We start from the raw sequence: 18,576 nt of genomic DNA on the forward strand, positions 1-18,576 counted from the left end.
GATCGCGTAGATTCACTTCACGAATGATGGTGTACACCTCAGCCGGAGTGTGCGAGGATCGAGACGGACATCGAGGACGAGGAATCCATGCACCCCACCATTTTTGAAACCCGCACGCCCGACACGAAAGTGATCGACGACTCGCTCGCCGACACGAAGTTCTCCTGCTTCTGGACGGATGACGTGGAGGCGCAGGCTCCGAGGCACCCCGAGCTCAGCGGAGACCAGCAGGTCGACGACGCCGTGGTCGGAGGTGGATTCTCCGGGCTGTGGACGGCGATCAAGCTCAAGACCGAGCACCCGGATCGCCGTGTCGTGCTCATCGAGGCGGTTCGGGTCGGCTGGGCGGCCTCCGGTCGCAACGGCGGGTTCTGCGAGGCGAGCATCACGCACGGCGAGCCCAACGCGGAATCGCGGTGGCCGAACGAGACGGGCACGCTCCGTCGCATCGGCTACGAGAACCTCGACGCGATCGAGCGCTTCGTGAACGAGCACAATCTCGATGTCGACTTCGAGCGCAACGGCGCTCTATCGGTGGCGAACGAGGCCTACCAGCTCGACTGGCTCGGCGAGAGCGAGGACGAGCACGTCGTCACCCTCGATCAGGAAGCCGTGCAGCGGCGCATCGCCTCGCCGACCTTCCTCGGCGGTGAGTTCTCGCCGAGCGAGAATGCGAACATCCATCCCGCGAAACTCGCGCTCGAACTCGCGCGGCACGCCGCCTCGATCGGCGTCGAGATCTACGAGGGCTCCCCGGTGGAGAAGCTCGACGGTTCTGCCGAAGAGCCGATTCGCCTGACCATCGCGAACGGCAGCGCCGTCGTCGCAGAGCGCGTCGCGCTGTGCACCAACGTGTTCCCGTCACTGTTGAAGCGCTACCGCTTCCACACGATTCCGGTCTACGACTACGTGCTGATGACGGAGCCGCTCACCGACGAGCAGTTGGCATCGATCGGATGGGAGGGGCGAGAGGGGCTCTCAGACCTCGCGAACCAGTTCCACTACTCGAGGCTCACGAAGGACAACCGCATTCTCTGGGGAGGCTACGACGCGGTGTATCACGCGGGCGGCCGCATCAAGCGGGAGTACGAAGACCGCATGGAGAGCCATCGGAAGCTCGCGAGTCACTTCTTCACCACGTTCCCCCAGCTCGCAGGCGTCAAGTTCTCCCATCGGTGGGCCGGAGCGATCGACTCGAGCACCCGGTTCTGCGCGTTCTTCGGGCAGGCGCACGGCGGCAGGGTGCAGTACGTGTCCGGATTCACCGGCCTCGGCGTGGGCGCGACGCACTTCGCGGCGGACGTCATGGTGGATCGCTTCGAGGGCCGCGTCACTGAGCGCACCGAGCTCGAGATGGTGAAGCAGATGCCGCTGCCCTTCCCGCCGGAGCCGGCGGCGTCGATCGGCGTCAACCTCTTCCGCTGGTCCTTCGACCGCGCCGACCACAACGGCGGCAAGCGGAATCTCTTCCTGAAGACGATGGACGCCGTCGGATTCGGGTTCGACTCGTGAACGCGCTGCTTCCCGACGGCCGCAACGTCTCCGTGCAGGGCGCCCGGGTCGATGTCGCACTCGATCCGGTGGACGCCGAAGACACCGTGGCAGGCAGCCCGAAACAGGGCATCGCGGAGCTCGGGCTCATCGGCGACGCCGAGCTCGGCATCTGGGAGCTCCGCGGCGGAACCGTCACCGACACCGAGGTCGACGAGATCTTCGTCGTGCTGAGCGGCGGCGCTTCGATCGAGCTGCTCGAGGTGCCCGGTTCGCCGGAGGAGTCCGGTCGCGTCGTCGAGGTGGCCGCAGGAGACGTCATGCGGCTCGTCGCTGGAACGCGGACGCGTTGGACGGTCGCCGACCACATTCGCAAGGTGTACGTCGCCGCCGGGTCGGACGCGTAGGGGAACCCCGGTCCATGGAAAGCTGAGCGCTCGCTGAGCACTAGGATATGTGCTTGGCTGTGCGCTCGAAGGGGTGGCCGTGCGGCTCTTCGCGATCCGGAACCCCTGAGGAGCCCCGATGGCATTGACCTGGAAGCAGCACGGAGACGGCACGCATGTCGCCCCGGAAGCGATCGTCCTCCCCGAGGAGCGGTTGAGCTGGCTGCGTACCATCGGGTTCGGAGCGCAGCACGTCGTCGCCATGTTCGGCGCCACGTTCCTGGTGCCGCTGCTGACCGGTTTCAGCCCCACCGCCACGCTCTTCTTCTCAGGGCTGGGCACGCTGCTCTTCCTGCTGATCACCGGTAATCGCCTGCCGAGCTACCTCGGCTCCTCGTTCGCGTTCATCGCGCCGATTCTCGCCGCGACCGCCGGCGGCGATCCCGAGAATCCGGATCTCGGCCGGGCATCGTTCGGCATCCTCGCCATCGGCGTGCTCATGGCCATCGTCGGACTGATCGTGCACCGCTTCGGTTCTCGATGGATCAACGCGCTGATGCCGCCGGTGGTGATGGGAGCCATCGTCGCCCTCATCGGCTTCAACCTCGCGCCCGCCGTGAAGAACAACTGGAACGCCACAGAGCTCTCCGGGTGGGTGGCGCTCATCACGATCACCGCGGTGCTGCTCATCACGGTGCTGTTCCGCGGGCTGCTCGGCCGTCTCTCCATCGTGCTCGGCATGGTCGTCGGCTACGTCGCTGCGGCCCTCATGGGGGAGATCGACTTCTCGAAGGTCGGCGATGCCCCGTGGCTCGGTCTGCCGTCGTTCCATGCGGTCGGCAACCCGTTCGCCGATCCGACGCTCTGGGGCCTGCTCCCAGCGTTCCTGCCGGTCGTGCTCGTGCTGATCGCGGAGAACGTCGGCCACGTCAAGAGTGTCGGGCTCATGGTGAAACGGGATCTCGATCCGCTCACCGGGCGCGCGCTGCTCGCCGACGGGGTGTCGACGATGCTGGCCGGGTTCGGGGGAGGATCTGGCACGACCACGTACGGCGAGAACATCGGCGTCATGGCCGCCACGCGCGTCTACTCCACTGCCGCCTACTGGGTCGCCGGGCTCTTCGCGGTGCTGCTGAGCTTCTCTCCAAAGGTCGGAGAGCTCATCTTCTCGGTGCCCTCCGGTGTGCTCGCCGGTGTGACGGTCGCGCTCTACGGCCTCATCGGCCTCATCGGAGTGAAGATCTGGATCGATAACGGCGTCGACTTCTCGAAGCCGATCAATCAGTTCTCGGCCGCAGTGCCCCTCATCGTCGGGATCGCGGACTTCACCCTCCAGGTCGGGTCGGTGCTCTTCAACGGCATCGCGCTCGGAACGATCGCCGCTGTGGCCGTCTACCACCTCATGCGCGGGCTCGCGAAGCTGCGCGGCGGTGAAGTGCAGGTGGCTGATCCTGTCGTGACGGGCGCAACGCGCGACTGAGACGGCGACGCGCCGCGAAACTCCGGGGAATCAGCGCGGATTCCCGGGAGTTCTGCGTAGGGTGGCGGTGTGTGGAGTGTAGATCGGTTACGGCGACCTGAAAAGGGCCGCGGCGCGGAGAGCGCCGAGTCATCTTCCACGCGCGCGAACGGCGTGGACTCGGAAGCGGCGGCGCAGACGCAGAACGTCGCGGAGCAGCCGGTGAACGAGGGCGCGCTCGCCAAGGCGCCTTCCCCGGCGCCCCGTGATGAGCCCGATCTCGCAGCCGAGCTGAGCGGACCGGTATCGCTCGTCGACGTGTACGCCGACGAGCACGCCGACTGGCGGCGCGAGCTCGCCAGCATCGGCGGGAAGAACGCCCTGCTGCACTTCGATGATCGACCGTTCAACCGCATCGAGCTCTCGACGACCCACCCCGGCGGGCTCCCGCAGTTCATCACGGGCAATAAGATCCTCCTCTCCGCGCTCATCCGTGACGATCTCGCCCTGCGGCACGCCCGCAAGGCCGCCGGCCGAGTCACCGACAAGGCGATCGAGATGCGCACCGTCCGTGGGCTCGAGACCGTCAACCTGGGTGTCGGGATCGCGAAGTGGGAATTCGAGGGCGAAGAGTTCTGCGCGCCGGTGCTGCTGCGCCCGCTCGCCATCCGTCGCTACGGTCGTGACTTCGAGCTCAAGCTGAAGCAGTTCCCCGTGGTGAACTCCGAGTTGATCCGCGCGATGCGCGAGCAGTTCGGCATCAGCGTCGATGCGCGCTCCCTCATCGAGCTGTCGCAGTCGGAGGGCGTCTTCAAGCCCCAGCCCGTGATCGATCGGTTGCGGCAGATGGCGGCCGGGGTGCCGGGGTTCGTGGTGCAGCCGCGCCTCGTCGTCTCGTCGTTCCACAATGTCGCCCAGTCGATGGTGGCCGACGCGAAGGACCTGACGTCACCCGTGCTCGCTGCGGTCTGCGGGAACGAACCGGCGAAACGTCAGCTCGCCGCGACCTATCGCCCCGTCTCGGCGACGCCGCCCGATGAGCGGTCGCCCGATACTGATCGGACCCTCTACGACGCTGACGCGGAGCAGGACGATGTGCTCGCGCAGATCGACGCCGGCCATTCGCTCGTCGTGCACACTCTCCCGGGCACCGGCGGCACGCAGACCGTCGTGAACGCGATCGGCAACCTCGTGCGCGCTGGCAAGCGCGTGCTCGTCGTCTCCCCGCGGCGCGCGACGCTCGACGGCATCACGCACCGGTTGGCCCGTGTGGGTCTCGCCGGTCTCTCGGTCAGCCCGCGCCGTCTGCGGCGCAATCTGGTCGAGTCGATCAGCCGGAACGAGAACGCCCGAACTGAGCAACTGCGCGACGTCGATGAAGCACTGGTGCGACTGCGCGGCGTGCTGCTCGACTATCAGACGGCGCTCTCCACACCCGACGAGCGCTTCGGCGTCTCGCCGCTCGACGCGCTGCGCAGGCTCACCGCCCTGTCGCTCGAGGAGCGGCCGCCGAGTACGACGGTGCGGCTCGACGACCAGGCCCTCGGCCAGCTCACCCTCGATCGATCCTCGGTCGCCGAAGCGCTCACCGAGGTCGCACGATTGGGGCAGTTCCAGTACGGCCCGGAGGATTCGCCCTGGTACGGCGTCAGCTTCAGCACGACCGAGGAGGCGCGCTCGGCCTACGGTACGGCGGTGGATCTCGCCGAGTCCCAGCTGCCGCGTCTGATCTCGATGTCGAACGAGCTCATCGGCCAGACGTCGATGCGCCCGTACGAGACGATCGCCGAGCTCGGCGTCTACCTCCGGTTGCTCATGGGCATCCGGGAGACCCTCGACCGCTTCACTCCCGAGGTGTACGACCGGTCGCTCACCGAGGTCATCGCCGCGCACGCCCCGCGGGGGGAAGACGAGATGTCGGCGGCGAACAAGCGACGGCTCCGCAAGCTCGCCCGCGAGTACGTGCGACCCGGGGTGCACATCTCCGACATGTACTCGCGACTCGTGCAGATCCAGCAGCAGCGCGTGCTCTGGCAGCGATACACGACGGTGGTCGGAGCCCGCCCGGAGGTTCCGCTCGGCATCTCGGATGTCGTCGTCGCCTTCCAGTCGGCGTACCAAGATCTCGACGCGCTCGATCGCGTGCTCGGCACCACGGCGGACGCCGATCGGCTGAAGACGCAGTCGCTCGCCCGGCTCGCGAGCCGCATTTCGGATCTCGCCCGCGAGTCCGAGGTGCTGCAGAACATCCAGGAGCGCACCGCCATCGTCGAGCGCATGCGTTCGGCGCACCTCGAGCCCCTCCTCGACGACCTCTCAGCGCGCCACGTGCCAGCTGAAGACGTCGCCGACGAGCTCGAACTGGCCTGGTGGCAATCCGCGCTCGAACGCATGCTGCAGAGCAATGAGGCGTTGCTGAGCGCGAACACGAGCGTCATCGAACGACTCGAGGCCGACTTCCGCCTCGTCGACGACGCGCACGCGGGAGCGAACGGTGCGCTGCTCGCAGCCTCGCTCGCCGATTCGTGGCGCATCGCGGTGCTTGACTTCAAGCAGGAGGCTCTCGCGATGCGGGAGGCGCTGCGCAGTGGATACGTCTCGCCGCAGTCGCTCGCCCAGCGGGCTCCCAACCTGCTCGGCGTGCTCGCCCCCGTGTGGACGATGTCGCCGTACGAGGTCGCCATGCTGCCCGACTCGATGCGCTTCGACGCCGCGGTGGTGGTCGATGCTGGAGCGACGACGCTCGCCGAGAACCTCGGCGCCATTCGACGCGCGGACCAGGTCATCGCCTTCGGCGACACCATGACGCAGACGCCCTCGCACTTCGACATCGCCGTGGGCGCGTCGGATGAAGAGCGCGAAGCGGTCGACGCCGACGCACTGCACCGCAGCTCGGCATTCGCGCAGCTCGGCGAGGTGCTGCCGACCCTGACGCTCACCCGCAGTTATCGGGCCGGCGGCGAAGACCTCACGAACCTGGTGAACAGCCGCTTCTACGGCGGGGCGATTCAGTCGCTGCCCTGGGCCGGAAGCTTCCTCAACCACTCGAGCCTGACGTACGAGTTCGTGCGCGGCGGCCAGGGGCTCCCCGATCAGCAGACTGGCGCGGTCGAGAGTACCGACGCCGAGGTCGAACGCGTGGTGCAGCTGGTGCTGCAGCACGCGAGCGACCGCTCGGGCGAGTCGCTGATGGTCATCACTGCGAGCGAGCGGCATGCGGTGCGGGTGTATCAGGCCGTGCTGCAGGCGTTCTCGAAGTTCCCGCAGTATCGCGACTTCCTGCTCGGCGAGCGCGCAGAGCCGTTCGCAGTGCTCACGCTCGAGCAGGCGACGGCGCAGAGTCGCGATCGCGTGATCTTCTCCATCGGCTTCGGGCGCACGCCCCACGGGCGCGTGCTGTCGAACTTCGGCGGCCTCGGTCGCCCGGGCGGCGAGCGCCTGCTCGCGGTCGCCATGACCCGCGCGCGTCGTGCGATGACGATCGTCAGCTGCTTCAAGCCGGAGGACCTCGATCGCGCCCGCATCAAGCACGGGGTCGTCGAACTCGCGGAGCTCCTGGCCTTCGAGCACCCGGAGCCGGAGGCGCCGTCACTGCCCGCCGAGCGGGACCCGATGCTCGGGGAGCTCGCCGATCGGCTTGCAGCGCTCGGGTTGACCGTCGCGATGGACTACCGCGGAGCCATTCCGCTCGCGGCGTCGCTCGAGGATCGCGCGATCGCGATCGACCTCGACCTCGGTGCCGCCGGCGACTACCGGGGTGACAGCCTTCGCGACACGCTGAGGCTGCGACCTGCGGTGCTCCGTCGTCTGGGCTGGCACTACCACCGCGTGCAGAGCTTCGATCTCTTCGCCGATCCCGACGAGGTCGCGCTGCGCATCGCGCGGATCGTCGGGTACGACGCGGGGGAGGGCGCAGCCGGATCCGATCGCGCATGAGCGCGAACGGAGGGGAGTCGCCGCGTGAGCGCCGCTCTCGTCGCGCCAGTCGTCCGGCTGCGCCCGGCGTCGATCAGCATCCGTCGCAGCACCCGCTCGACGGGCGCGCTGCTGAGGACCTGCCGGAAGGCTGGGGCGAGCCCGGCGCGGCCGGCGCGCGCGGTGCCGGAACACGATCGGCGCGCGACGAGGCGCTCAGCCGAGATCGGCCGCCCCACTGGGGGTAGCCGATCGGCTCAACTGGACGACGACCCGGCGGACGACCCGCTGGAGGAGGAGCCCGAGCCCGATCCCGAGCCCGACTTCGACCCGGAGTCGGACTTCGACCCTGACGACTTCGAAGCCGATCCTGCGCCGGAGTCCGATGAGCTGCCGGAAGACCGGGAATCGGTGCGATAGAACCCGGAGCCGTTGAAGGTCACGCCGAGTGAACCGAACACCTTGCGCAGCGTGCCTCCGCACTCGGGGCACTCGGTCAGCGATGCGTCGGAGAACGCCTGATAGATATCGAAGGCGTGGCCGCATTCAGAGCAGCGATAAGCGTACGTAGGCACAAGCACCAATGATACCTCTTCGCGCTCGCGCGAGCGCCGAGCCAGCACGGTTCCGCGGGCGCAGGCTTACACCTCTCGCTGGTCGGCGAAACGCAGGATGCGCGTCGGTGTGACCGCACCGGCGACGGGCACGTCGTGGGCATCTCGGGGAAGGGACGGATACACGTCCTCGTCGTCGACGACCGCGTAGACCGGTGGGCGACGATGCAGTGTCGCGAGCATCCGGTCGTAGTACCCGAGCCCCCACCCCAGACGGGTCCCGCTCGCGTCGACCGCGCACGCGGGAACGAGCAGCAGATCGACGTCGCCCGCCGCCTCGGTGCCGAGTCTGGGGCCCTCGGGTTCGAGGATTCCGTGCCGACCCTCGATCCTGGCGCCCGTGTCGATCGCCCACTCGATGCGATGACCTGGCAGCGCCACCGGGAGCAGCACGCACACGCCCGTGTGCGACGCCCACTCCAAGAACGCGCCGATGTCGGGCTCGCTGCCGAGCGGCACGTAGGCGGTCACCGATCGTGCGCCGAAGTCGGAGACCAGGTCGACGAGCTGCCCGGCGAGCGCGTCGCGCCGCCGCTCGCGTTCGCGTGGAGACGCCGAGGCGCGTCGGGCGCGAACTTCTGCTCGCACCGCGATCTTCTCCGAGCGCACCTGCTGAGACATAGCACTCAGCATAGGTCTGAGGCGAGCCCACCGGCACGACTTTGCCGCCTCGGGCGCGGAGGATAGGCTGACCTCATGACTGACACGCAGGTGAAGCACAGCCGTTCGGTGACGAAGGCCGTTGTGCCGGCCGCAGGGCTCGGCACCCGTTTCCTCCCGGCCACGAAGGCCATGCCGAAGGAGATGCTGCCGATCGTCGACAAGCCGGCGATTCAGTACGTGGTCGAAGAAGCCGCGTCGGCCGGGCTGGGCGATGTGCTGATCATCACGGGTCGGAACAAGGACAACCTGCTCAACCACTTCGACAGCGTTCCCGAGCTCGAGTACTCGCTCGAGCGCAAGGGCGACGAGGGCAAGCTCGACAAGGTGCGCGAGTCGAGCGAGGTCGCTGAGGTGCACTTCCTGCGTCAGGGGCAGCCCCTCGGGCTCGGTCACGCAGTCGGCCGCGCGCGCTGCCACGTCGGCGACGAGTCCTTCGCCGTGCTGCTCGGCGATGACCTCATCGATCCACGCGACCCGCTGCTCGATCGCATGATCGCGGAGCACGACTCCCGCGGCGCCACGGTCATCGCGCTCATGGAGGTGCCGCGCGAGTCAGTGCACCTGTACGGATGCGCAGCGGTCGAGACCACGGATGATCCCGATGTCGTGCGCATCACGGGGCTCATCGAGAAGCCCTCCGCCGAGGAGGCGCCGTCGAACCTCGCCATCATCGGACGGTATGTGCTGCGGCCCGAGATCTTCGACGTCATCGATGAGCTGCCGCCGGGGCGCGGCGGCGAGATCCAGCTCACCGATGCGCTGAACTATCTGGCGGAGGGCAAGGGCGACGGCCCCGTCTACGGTGTGATCTTCCGCGGGCGGCGCTACGACACCGGCGACCGCGCCGATTGGATCAAGGCGAACGTGTTGCTCGGCGTCGACCACGAAGAGCTCGGCGACGAGATCACCGAGTGGGTCATCGGCTTCGCGGACCGCCTCCGCGAGCAGCGCTCCGAGGGCTGACCGAGGTGCCGCTCGGCCGCGAGATCGACGACCCGGGGCTGCTCGCGTCGGGTCGCGTGGCCGTGCGGATCATCCGCTGGGCGGATGCGGAGCCGCTGCGCAGGCTCCTTACGGACAACCGCTCCTGGCTGCAGCGGTGGGAGGCGACGCACCCATCGGGTCGCAGCGTCGTTCCGGGATCCGTGTCGATGCGGCCGATGATCCGCACCCTGCGCAGGCAGTTGCGAGCCGGAAGCGGCATGCCCTTCGTGATCCTCTACGACGGCGTCGTCGTCGGGCAACTCAGCGTGTCCGAGATCAGCGGCGGAGCCCTGCAGTCGTCGCAGCTCGGCTATTGGGTCTCGGAGCACGTCGCCGGTCGGGGCGTCACCACGACGGCTGTGGCGCTCGTGATCGATCATCTCTTCTCCGCTCTCGGCCTGCATCGCGTCGAAGTGTGCATCCGGCCTGAGAACGACCCGTCGCTCCGGGTCGTCGAGAAGCTGGGGCTGCGCCGCGAAGGGCGCAGGGAATCGTACATACACATCGATGGGGCCTGGCGCGATCACGACGTCTTCGTCGCTCTGCGAAGCGATGCGAGCGCTGGCTACGTCGCGAGGGTATCCCGGGACTGAGCGCTCCGGCGCCGCATTCGCGGTGGCATCGCAGCATCGCGGCGCGCCGATGACAGCGCCTCGCGCGGACGCCGTACAGTGATCCCCATGACTGGCGGCGTACTGGGCGGAGGCGTGATCTTCGTGATCGCCGCGCTCCTGTGGGGTGCCGTGCTGGTTCCCAACTGGGCACGACGGCGCGAGTTCCGCGCGGCCGAGAAGAATGCGCTGAGGCTCCAGCGCACCCTTCGCCTGCTGGCGGAGACCTCTGAGGTGCCGCAAGAGGTGCGTCTCGAGGCCACAGCGCGGGAGGCGCTCGCGCATGAACGCATGCTGCGAAGCGCGCAGAAGCGTCAAGATGCCGAGCGACGAGCCGCTCTGGCAGAAGCGGAGGCAGAACAGGTGCGTGCAGAGATTCGAGCCCGACAGATGCAGCGCAAGCAGGCGGCAGCCGAACGTGCGGCGAAGCTGCGGAAACCGGTGGCGCGGCGCGTGCGCGCGACCGCCGCTCTCGGGGCCCTGCTCGGGCTCATCGGGCTGCTCGTCGGCGCCGGCTTCGCGATCGGTGGAAGCGGGCCCTCGATGCTGATCGGTTCGGCCGCACTCTTCGCCGCTTCGAGCGGTGCGCTCGTGCTTCTCGCTCCCGGTCGAGCACGGGTGCAGGCGGTTCCCGCCGAGCAGGTGACCACGGCGATCGCGACCGCAGTGGTGGAATCCGCGCCGCAACTCGTCGAGGCGCCGGACCCCGCGCATGCGGCGGCCGCTGCGACGGCGCATGCGGAAGCTCAGCGCGCGGCCGCGGAGCGCATCGAACTCGCCCGTGCTCGGGCCCGCGCTCGTGCGGAGCGCCCCGCGCCGCAGGAGAACCAGACGGATTCGATGCTGCTGCGCGAAGTGCGCAAGCAGCTCGCTCAGGCCGCAGAGACGCCGGTCGACCCTCGTGCAGCTGCGGCGTCGGCTGCGGCTGAAGAGCAGGCGCGCCAGCAGGCGCAGGCCGCTGAGGACGCGCGCCTGCGGGAGCAGGCCAGGCAGCGCGAACTGCGCGCCCAGCAGCAGGAGGCGAGCCAGCGACTCCGCAACATGGGCGTGGTGGGCGATACTGCCACCGGCATGCCCGATCTCGACGCCGTGCTTCGCCGTCGCCGCAACGCCGGTTGAGACGCCCGTCGGCTCGCTCAGTGGTCAGTCGGCAACCTGCCCCGAGCTCAGAACTCTGGTCGACTCCCCGTTCGTTCAGGTCGCGTCGAGCGCTTCGCACACGTCCATGAGCAAGCGCGTCTGCTCAGCATGCGCAGCATCGTCGTCGGGCCTGGGCCACGACGAGAGCTTCACGATGACGCTGTCGCTCGTCGGATCGAGCCAGAGGTGCTGGCCGTGGATCCCGATCGCGGCGATGTTGCCGCGGGAGTTTCCGGTGCACCACCACTGCCGGGTGTAGCTGCCGCCGGGAAACGCCGCCGTCCATCCACTCGGTGCCATCGCCGTCGCCGATCCGCCGGCGAGCAGCGCGTCCGTCCACTCGCCTGGAACAACGCGGCCTCCTGGAGCGAGACCGCGGTCGAGGATCATGCGACCCACGCGGGCGAGGTCGCGCGCGGTGCACGAGACGCCGGCATTGGCGTATCCGAAGCCCGTCGCGTCGACGGTGATCGACGCATCGCGATCCGCCCCGATCTTCGCCCAGAGATACTGGGAGAGGGCCTGCGGATACCTCAGCCCGCTCGCCCGCTCGACGATCCATGCGAGTACATCCGTCGATGCTGAGCAGTACTGGAACTCGCCGACGGCGCCGAGCCCTCGCAGTGTCCTCAGGAAGGCGCGGTCGTGCGCCGGGTCGTTCGGCTGCCTGCTGCGCCACCCTGAAGCGCGATCGTGCGTCTGCACCTCTGACCGTGGGTCGAGGTAGTTCTCGGAGTAGTCGATCGATATCTCCATGTCGAGCAGCTGCTGCACGCTGGGCCCGTCGAACACCGAACCGCAGAGCTCGGGCACATACGCGGTGACCGGCGCCGCGGTGTCGATGCGCCCTTCGCCCACGAGCGCGCCGACGACGGTGCTGCACAGCGACTTCGAAACACTCATGAGCAGGTGCGGGGCGTCGACCGAGTGCCCGGAACGGGCGTATTCGGCGGTCGCCTCAGCGCCTCGGAGTACGAGGAACGCGTCGGTGTGCGTCGCATCGAGCCGTGCGCGCAGGCCCGGCACGAGCGCTTCCAGCGCTTCGAGCCCCTGCCCCCGTCCGTGCTCAGGCCGGCGCTCGGCGATGCGGGATACGGGAGCGGTCGGCAGGAGCTCGGACAGGTGCGCGAATGACCAGGGCTGATGCGGTGCATCCTGCCACGTGTCGAGCGTCGGCCGCGCTTCGCACGGGTCGACGGTGCGGCGGCACTCGGCGTCGTCCCCGCTCACGCGTTCGCTCCCCGCTTGATCGAGCGACCGGCGAACACCCAGTAGAGCGCGGCCGACACGAGCATGCCGGCCGGTACCGACAGGTCGAGGTATCCGAGCGCCACCGCTATCGGCCCAGTCCACACGTCAGTCGAGATGCAGAGTGCCGCCGCTGTGCCGCCCGAGACCACCGCCAGGAGCCCGGGCATGCCGAATCCGCCGCGATACCAGAACGGCCCGCCGGGGCGTTCGTCGAAGAGCATCAGGCCGTCGTAGCGGCCCTGCCGCAGCACGATGTCGGCGACGTACACCGCCATGGTCGGGGCGGAGATGACGATGAGGAACTGGAGCATGAGGTTCACGGCACCGAGCAGGGTGGTCGACAGCACGAGCACGATTGTGAGCCCGGTCCCGAGCGCTCCGATGAGGATCGCGGAGGGGATGCGCCGGATCGGCACGCCGATGGATTGGAACGCCATGCTGGCCGTGTAGGTGGTCATCCCGTTCAGCGCGACGGTGTTCACGATGACGCCGAGTACGAAGACCGGTCCCAGCCAACCGGGCAGCAACTCGAAGAGCACGTACTCGATTCCTTCCGAAGCCCCGTCCGGGGAGACTGTGGTGCCGAGCAGCGCGCCCACCGAAACGAAGACGGCGCTCGGCAGGGCGCCGCCGAGCGCCGTCGCGGCGATGATGCGCTTGGGGCTCGTGGTGGCCGGCAGGTAGCGCGCGAGGTCGGCGCTGTTCGAGTACGAGAGCGGTGTGGAGGCGAGGATCGCGAAGCCGATCGTGATGCTCGACCAGAGGGCCAGGCCCGTCAGCGGCTCCGGCTGCGCGTATCCGAAGTGGACCCGCGGCAGGATGCAGGCGGTCACGATGACGAACACGAGCAGGAGGCCGATCGTCACCCAGGTGTAGGAGCGGAGGATCAGTCCGTGGCCGAACACCGCGATGAGCACGGTGCAGGCCGAGACCGCGATGGAGACGAGGATCAGGGCGGCGAGGTGGTCTGGGAACCCCCAGCGCATGAGGAGCTCCGCGCCCATGAACGAGGAGGCGACCCAGTTGAGGGCGAGGAATACTCCCGAGATGAACCAGCCGTAGATCGCGATGACCGCCTTGTTGCCGCGGATCCCGTAGATCGCCCGCTGCACGACGGACCCGGAGGTGCCGGCGGCGGGCCCGCTGATCGCGACGATTCCTGGGAGCACCCAGAGCAGTTGCGCTGCGACGATGACGAGCAGCGCCTGCCAGATCTCGAGTCCCAGCACGAGCGTGAGCGTTGCGCCGATCGTGAAGTTGAGGACGCTGATGTTGGGGGCCGCCCACACCGTGAAGAGGTCGCGCGCCCGTCCGTGTCGCTCGGTGTGCGGCACGAGGTCGATGCCGCGAGTCTCAGGGCGGGAGGCGCGGTCGAGCTGCTGCGGCAGCGATGACGGTGGTGTCGGGGGCGATTTCGGCATTGAAATCCTCTTTCGATAGATGGCGTTCGGCCACTATTGAAGCACACTTCAATAGCGCGTGGGGCACGCATCTCGTAGACTCCGAGGCATGGTGTCACCCGCGCGCGCAACGAGGACCCGTAAAGCGCCGACCGAACGACGTCAGCAGATTCTCGACCGAGCCGCGGAGATCGCGATCGCCCACGGCCTCGAATCGGTGACGCTCCGCGCGGTCGCCGAGCCGCTGGGCGTGCAGCCGAGCCTCGTGCACCACTACTTCTCGTCGTCCGAGGCACTCGTGATTGCGGCGTTCGAGCGAGCGATATCGATCGAGCGCACAACGCTCTTCGCGTCGGAGGGTGCGCCGACCCGACGCCTCGCGACGATGATCCGACGCGTCGAGAGCGGCGACGCCATCGACCTCGCCCGTTTCTGGCTCAACGCCCGCAACCTCTCGCGCTTCCGCCCCGAGCTGGCCAGAGCCGTCGCCGAGCAGGAGCGACTCGATCGGGATGAGCTCGTCGCGATCCTGCAGGCCGGTGTCGCCGCTGAGGAATTCACGTGCCCCGACCCCCTCGTCGCCTGCATCCGCATCTTCATCGCGATCGATGGCGTCGGCGCCTACGCGAACGACCTCGGCGACTTCGCGCATCCCGCCTTCGACCACTTCGTCACCGATGTGGCCGCCTGGGCCATCGGCCTCGCGCCCGACGTCCTCCGCGTGCACGTGGAAGCGGCCGAGTAACGGGCCGGACGCTGCGCTCGGGCTCCGTCCGAGCTGAGTCCTGAGCTCGATCTCGCGACGCGCAGAAGAGTCTCGGCTCCACGAGGAAACCGAGACTCTGACCGGTGGATCTGAGGGGAATCGAACCCCTGACCTTCTCATTGCGAACGAGACGCGCTACCAACTGCGCCACAGACCCTGACAGCGATCGATTCTAGCAGGGGAGCGGGGCCTGGTGAAAATCGCGCGCCCGCGCGCCGTTACACTGTGCTCGTGTCTCTCGCGATCTGGCTCTCCCTGCTGGCGGCCACCGTCGTCATCTGCATCACTCCCGGGGCCGGAGCGATCAACACGATGTCGAACTCACTCGCGGTCGGATGGCGCCGGTCGATCTGGGGAGTGCTCGGGCAAGAGCTCGCGCTGCTCGTGCACATCGTCATCGTCGCCGCCGGGGTCGGGGTGCTCGTCGCCAGCACCCCAGCACTCTTCAACGCGATTCGTTACGCGGGCGCTGCCTACCTCGTGTACCTCGGTCTCCGCCTCATCTTCACGAAGCCCCAGCCTCCAGCCGCCGACTCGGAGGGGGCGCGGAAAGCGACGACGCGGATGGCGATGCTGCGCCGGGGATTCTGGGTGAATCTGCTGAATCCCAAAGCGATCGTGTTCTTCTTGGCCTTCATCCCGCAGTTCATCAACACGGACGCACCGATCATGCCGCAGTACCTGATCCTCGTCGCGACCGCCGTCGGCGTCGACGTGATCGTGATGTGGGGCTTCTTCGCGGTGGCGGCCCGGCCCTTTCGCCGCTACACCGCGACCGCTCGGGGCCAGCGGGTGCTCAACGCGGTGTTCGGCAGCCTCTTCGTCGCCGTCGCCGCACTCCTCGTCTTCATCCACTGACGGAACGCGTGCGCTCCCGGCGTGCGCGAAGCTCGTCGCGCCGAGACGAGCCGGCCGCCTCGAATCCGCTAAGCTATTCGGGTTGGCCCCTATAGCTCAGCGGTAGAGCTACGGACTTTTAATCCGCAGGTCGTAGGTTCGATCCCTACTGGGGGCACCACGTGCAAGAGTGCTCGACGCGCGTCCGCGACCGTCTCGGCCGGAGCACGCAGAACGGCCCTGCACTCCCGAAGAAGTGCAGGGCCGTTCTCGTCCGCTTCGACTACTTGTCGAAGACGTCCTTCGCAGAATCCTTCGCGTTCGCGCCGGCCTGCTTCATATCGCCCTTGGCCTGATCGAGCTTGCCCTCGGCGACCTTGCTGTCGTCTCCGGTTGCCCGGCCAGCGGCCTCCTTGGCGTTGCCCTTCAGCTTGTCTCCTGCTGCGGAAATCTTGTCAGATGCACTCATGCAGTCCTCCTTCGATGATGGGGCGCATTCCCTGTATCGGGAACATCCACCACATTGCCATCTCGCCCGGGCGGCGCCCAGGGGGTTGCACTTCCACCGTGAAGTGTGGATCATCGCGAGACCTCAATGGTACTCCCCGGGGTCGAGCGAGGGCTGTGCATCGTGGTGCGCGAAGCGGCGTAGACTCGCGAAGTCCGCGATGCGCTCGCGCGCTTCCCGTCCCGATTGAACCGTGAAAGAGGCCGATGTCACGCGATCACCAGCGCCCTGTGTTGCAGCCGAGTTTCACCTTCGATTGGATCATCGGGTCCGACGAACCGGAGGCGGCTCGCCGGCTCGCCCAGGAGACCTCGTGGGCGCTGCTCGACCGTGTGCGCAGCGTCGCCGACCCCGATGTCGTCGAGCGAGTCGTCGGGCTCGCTTCGGGGACCGGGCTCGATGACATCGCCGAACTGTGGGCGGGCGAGAGCTCGCACTCGCTGGCGGGTGTGCTGTGGCGGCTGTACCTGCTGCGCCGCGTCGTCGACGCTGATCCCGAGGGATCAGCTGACCTCTTCCGCCGCGGCGCGGCAGCCACGGCGACGATCGATCCGGTGGTCGCTGGTGCAGTCGAGCCGGTGACCCCGGAGTCGATCGCCGGACTCTGCGACACCATCCTCCGCGGTGTCTTCGCCGGAGACCTGGGCGGCGCTCTCGAACGCTCGTCGAGCTACTGCCGCATCATGTCGCTCGGCGCCGCCGATCTCGCCGATACGCGCGATGTGCACGACGACGCGCACGCCTCGGAGCTCACGACCCGTTCGCTGCGCTACTCGACGTTCGCGAGCGACCTCCACGCCGGTGCAAGGCGCTGGCGCGACGGCACGCTCTCGTAACGGTGTGGGTGTCGAGAGGTACTCGCGGGCACGAGTGAAACGCGCGAGCACGAGGGAGCATTCGCCGACGATGGGATTGCTCTCGGTGTGAATCCTCGTGTTCGCGCGCGAAGGGAGCACCGCGGCGCGCCCAGGGCGAGCAGCAGCGCGTTCGCCCAGCGCAAACGGCACGCCCTCGCGCGGAGCGCACGCTGCGCTAAACTGGTTCGTGCCGGGCCGCAGTAACCCCGGGCTCCAATTTTCGCCGCTTCGAGCGGCCTTCCGCCGAGAGGCGTTTCTGCGGCTCGGTCTTTTCATGCCCTGGCGAGGGCGGTCTGAAGCGCTCGCGTTCTCGATCCCGAAACATCGCTGTTCTCCTGCTCGAAATGCGCGCGTTCTAAGCTCGGGTGCATGAGATCTCAGTACGCGCACGCAGACGGCATCAACTTCTCCACGCGCAAGTGGGTGCGGCCGGAAGACATGAACGCGAACGGTTCGCTCTTCGGGGGGAGCCTGCTGCGTTGGATCGATGAAGAGGCGGCGATCTACGCCATCATTCAGCTCGGCAACCCGCACGTCGTGACGAAGCTGATCTCGGAGATCAACTTCGAGGCGTCGGCGCGCGAGGGCGACCTCATCGAGATGGGACTGGTCGCGACCGAATTCGGCAGGACCTCGCTCACGATGCGCGCCGTGGTGCGAAATATGATCACGCGCAAGACGATCCTGTCGATCGAGCGCATCGTGTTCGTCAACATCGGCCCAGAAGGGGTGCCGGTGCCGCACGGGTACACGGAGATCACCTACGATCGCGACCGCATGCCTCACGCCGACGGGATGCCGAACCGCGACGAGGACTGACCCCGGTCAACGCAGCAGCCCCGGTGCGCGCCGAACACCGGCGCGCACCGGGGCTGCTGCCCCGCGGGCGAGTTACCCGAAACGGCCCGAGACGTAATCCTCGGTCGCCTGGACGGACGGCGTGGAGAAGATCGTCGAGGTGTCGTCGTACTCGATGAGCTTGCCCGGCTTGCCCGTGCCCGCGATGTTGAAGAACGCGGTGCGGTCGGAGACGCGGGAGGCCTGCTGCATGTTGTGGGTCACGATGACGATCGTGTACTCCTGCTTGAGCTGATCGATGAGATCCTCGATGGCGAGGGTCGAGATCGGGTCGAGCGCCGAGCAGGGCTCGTCCATGAGGAGCACCTCGGGTTCGACGGCGATGGCGCGTGCGATGCAGAGTCGCTGCTGCTGCCCGCCCGAGAGCCCTGAGCCCGGCTTGTCGAGGCGATCCTTCACCTCGTTCCAGAGGTTCGCGCCGACCAGCGACTTCTCGACGAGCGCATCGGAGTCGCTCTTCGACATGCGGCGGTCGTTGAGGCGCACACCAGCGAGCACGTTGTCGCGGATCGACATGGTGGGGAAGGGATTGGGGCGCTGGAACACCATGCCCACCTGGCGACGCACGAGCACGGGGTCGACGCCGGTGCCGTAGAGGTCCTCTCCGTCGAGCAGGACTTCGCCTTCGACGCGCGCGCCTGGGATGACCTCGTGCATGCGGTTGAGCGTGCGCAGGAAGGTCGACTTGCCGCAACCCGAGGGGCCGATAAACGCGGTGACGCTGCGGGGTTCGATGTTGATCGAGACATCCTCGACCGCCAGGAACTTCGAGTAGTAGACGTTGAGGTCTTTGACCTCGATGCGCTTCGACATGGTGATTCTTTCGTTCGGAGTCA

The 18,576-nt window shown here is 67.8% G+C and carries 17 protein-coding genes, 2 tRNA genes and 1 pseudogene; 13 read left to right on the forward strand and 7 right to left on the reverse strand.

Features of this window, described 5'->3' with window-relative positions:
- Positions 1–87 precede the first annotated feature (87 nt).
- From WFH23_RS00740 to WFH23_RS14075, 5 genes are all read left to right on the forward strand, one after another.
- On the forward strand, positions 88–1,512 hold the full coding sequence (locus WFH23_RS00740; RefSeq protein ID WP_090146901.1) for an FAD-dependent oxidoreductase: 1,425 nt from the start codon (positions 88–90) through the stop codon (positions 1,510–1,512).
- Positions 1,509–1,898 (forward strand): cupin domain-containing protein, encoded by a 390-nt coding sequence (locus WFH23_RS00745; protein ID WP_090146904.1) that lies wholly within the window; start codon positions 1,509–1,511, stop codon positions 1,896–1,898. Before WFH23_RS00740 ends, WFH23_RS00745 begins: the two co-directional genes overlap by 4 nt.
- A 118-nt stretch (positions 1,899–2,016) precedes the next feature.
- Positions 2,017–3,357: a uracil-xanthine permease family protein gene (locus tag WFH23_RS00750; RefSeq protein ID WP_090146907.1), complete on the forward strand. Its 1,341-nt coding sequence runs from the start codon at positions 2,017–2,019 to the stop codon at positions 3,355–3,357.
- A 153-nt stretch (positions 3,358–3,510) separates the two neighbouring features.
- Positions 3,511–7,272 carry an AAA family ATPase gene (locus tag WFH23_RS00755; protein WP_336661274.1) on the forward strand — a complete coding sequence of 1,254 codons (3,762 nt, stop codon included), beginning with the start codon at positions 3,511–3,513 and terminating at the stop codon, positions 7,270–7,272.
- 24 nt (positions 7,273–7,296) lie between these two features.
- The gene (locus tag WFH23_RS14075; RefSeq protein WP_442918683.1) at positions 7,297–7,671 is read left to right on the forward strand and encodes a hypothetical protein; all 375 of its coding nucleotides are present in this window, start codon (positions 7,297–7,299) and stop codon (positions 7,669–7,671) included.
- Positions 7,672–7,685: 14 nt separating this feature from the next.
- Here WFH23_RS14075 and WFH23_RS14080 read toward each other — a convergent pair.
- Together WFH23_RS14080 and WFH23_RS00770 are read right to left on the reverse strand one after the other, a co-directional pair.
- Positions 7,686–7,874: pseudogene (locus WFH23_RS14080) on the reverse strand (FmdB family zinc ribbon protein); the annotation flags it as partial.
- An 18-nt stretch (positions 7,875–7,892) separates the two neighbouring features.
- Positions 7,893–8,486 carry a 5-formyltetrahydrofolate cyclo-ligase gene (locus WFH23_RS00770; protein ID WP_336661277.1) on the reverse strand — a complete coding sequence of 198 codons (594 nt, stop codon included), beginning with the start codon at positions 8,484–8,486 and terminating at the stop codon, positions 7,893–7,895.
- Positions 8,487–8,561: 75 nt separating this feature from the next.
- Here WFH23_RS00770 and galU point away from each other — a divergent pair, with 75 nt between their 5' ends.
- The 3 genes from galU (at position 8,562) to WFH23_RS00785 (ending at position 11,242) form a co-directional block, all read left to right on the forward strand.
- Entirely contained in the window at positions 8,562–9,491 is a 930-nt protein-coding gene (gene galU, locus WFH23_RS00775; protein ID WP_090146916.1) for a UTP--glucose-1-phosphate uridylyltransferase GalU, read from the forward strand.
- 5 nt (positions 9,492–9,496) lie between these two features.
- Positions 9,497–10,105, forward strand: coding sequence for a GNAT family N-acetyltransferase (locus tag WFH23_RS00780; RefSeq protein ID WP_090147447.1), 609 nt, complete (start codon positions 9,497–9,499; stop codon positions 10,103–10,105).
- Positions 10,106–10,192: 87 nt separating this feature from the next.
- Positions 10,193–11,242, forward strand: a complete 1,050-nt coding sequence (locus WFH23_RS00785) for a hypothetical protein (protein WP_200329935.1) — start codon at positions 10,193–10,195, stop codon at positions 11,240–11,242.
- A gap of 75 nt (positions 11,243–11,317) precedes the next feature.
- Here WFH23_RS00785 and WFH23_RS00790 read toward each other — a convergent pair whose 3' ends face one another.
- Positions 11,318–12,493 carry a serine hydrolase domain-containing protein gene (locus WFH23_RS00790; protein ID WP_336661278.1) on the reverse strand — a complete coding sequence of 392 codons (1,176 nt, stop codon included), beginning with the start codon at positions 12,491–12,493 and terminating at the stop codon, positions 11,318–11,320.
- Positions 12,490–13,935: a purine-cytosine permease family protein gene (locus WFH23_RS00795; RefSeq protein ID WP_336661279.1), complete on the reverse strand. Its 1,446-nt coding sequence runs from the start codon at positions 13,933–13,935 to the stop codon at positions 12,490–12,492. Before WFH23_RS00795 ends, WFH23_RS00790 begins: the two co-directional genes overlap by 4 nt.
- A gap of 88 nt (positions 13,936–14,023) precedes the next feature.
- On the opposite strand from WFH23_RS00795, the gene WFH23_RS00800 reads away from it, so the two are divergent.
- Positions 14,024–14,659, forward strand: a complete 636-nt coding sequence (locus WFH23_RS00800; RefSeq protein ID WP_090146925.1) for a TetR/AcrR family transcriptional regulator — start codon at positions 14,024–14,026, stop codon at positions 14,657–14,659.
- Positions 14,660–14,764: 105 nt separating this feature from the next.
- Here the strand turns inward: WFH23_RS00800 and WFH23_RS00805 are convergent.
- Positions 14,765–14,837 (reverse strand) — tRNA-Ala (locus WFH23_RS00805).
- 74 nt (positions 14,838–14,911) lie between these two features.
- On the opposite strand from WFH23_RS00805, the gene WFH23_RS00810 reads away from it, so the two are divergent.
- On the forward strand, positions 14,912–15,538 hold the full coding sequence (locus WFH23_RS00810; protein ID WP_090147449.1) for a LysE family transporter: 627 nt from the start codon (positions 14,912–14,914) through the stop codon (positions 15,536–15,538).
- Between the two features lie 85 nt (positions 15,539–15,623).
- Positions 15,624–15,698, forward strand: a tRNA-Lys gene (locus WFH23_RS00815).
- Between the two features lie 102 nt (positions 15,699–15,800).
- Here the strand turns inward: WFH23_RS00815 and WFH23_RS00820 are convergent.
- Complete coding sequence (locus tag WFH23_RS00820; RefSeq protein WP_090146928.1) at positions 15,801–15,986, reverse strand: CsbD family protein; 186 nt, start codon at positions 15,984–15,986, stop codon at positions 15,801–15,803.
- 245 nt (positions 15,987–16,231) lie between these two features.
- Between WFH23_RS00820 and WFH23_RS00825 the strand changes: the two genes are divergently transcribed.
- Complete coding sequence (locus WFH23_RS00825; protein ID WP_336661280.1) at positions 16,232–16,861, forward strand: hypothetical protein; 630 nt, start codon at positions 16,232–16,234, stop codon at positions 16,859–16,861.
- A 390-nt stretch (positions 16,862–17,251) separates the two neighbouring features.
- A complete protein-coding gene (locus WFH23_RS00830; protein WP_336661281.1) occupies positions 17,252–17,701 on the forward strand; it encodes an acyl-CoA thioesterase in 450 nt (149 codons plus the stop codon).
- Between the two features lie 72 nt (positions 17,702–17,773).
- Here WFH23_RS00830 and pstB read toward each other — a convergent pair whose 3' ends face one another.
- Complete coding sequence (gene pstB / locus WFH23_RS00835; protein ID WP_200329926.1) at positions 17,774–18,553, reverse strand: phosphate ABC transporter ATP-binding protein PstB; 780 nt, start codon at positions 18,551–18,553, stop codon at positions 17,774–17,776.
- Positions 18,554–18,576: the final 23 nt, after the last annotated feature.

The sequence above is a fragment of the Leucobacter sp. USHLN154 genome (assembly GCF_037145595.1).
Taxonomy (GTDB): domain Bacteria; phylum Actinomycetota; class Actinomycetes; order Actinomycetales; family Microbacteriaceae; genus Leucobacter; species Leucobacter alluvii.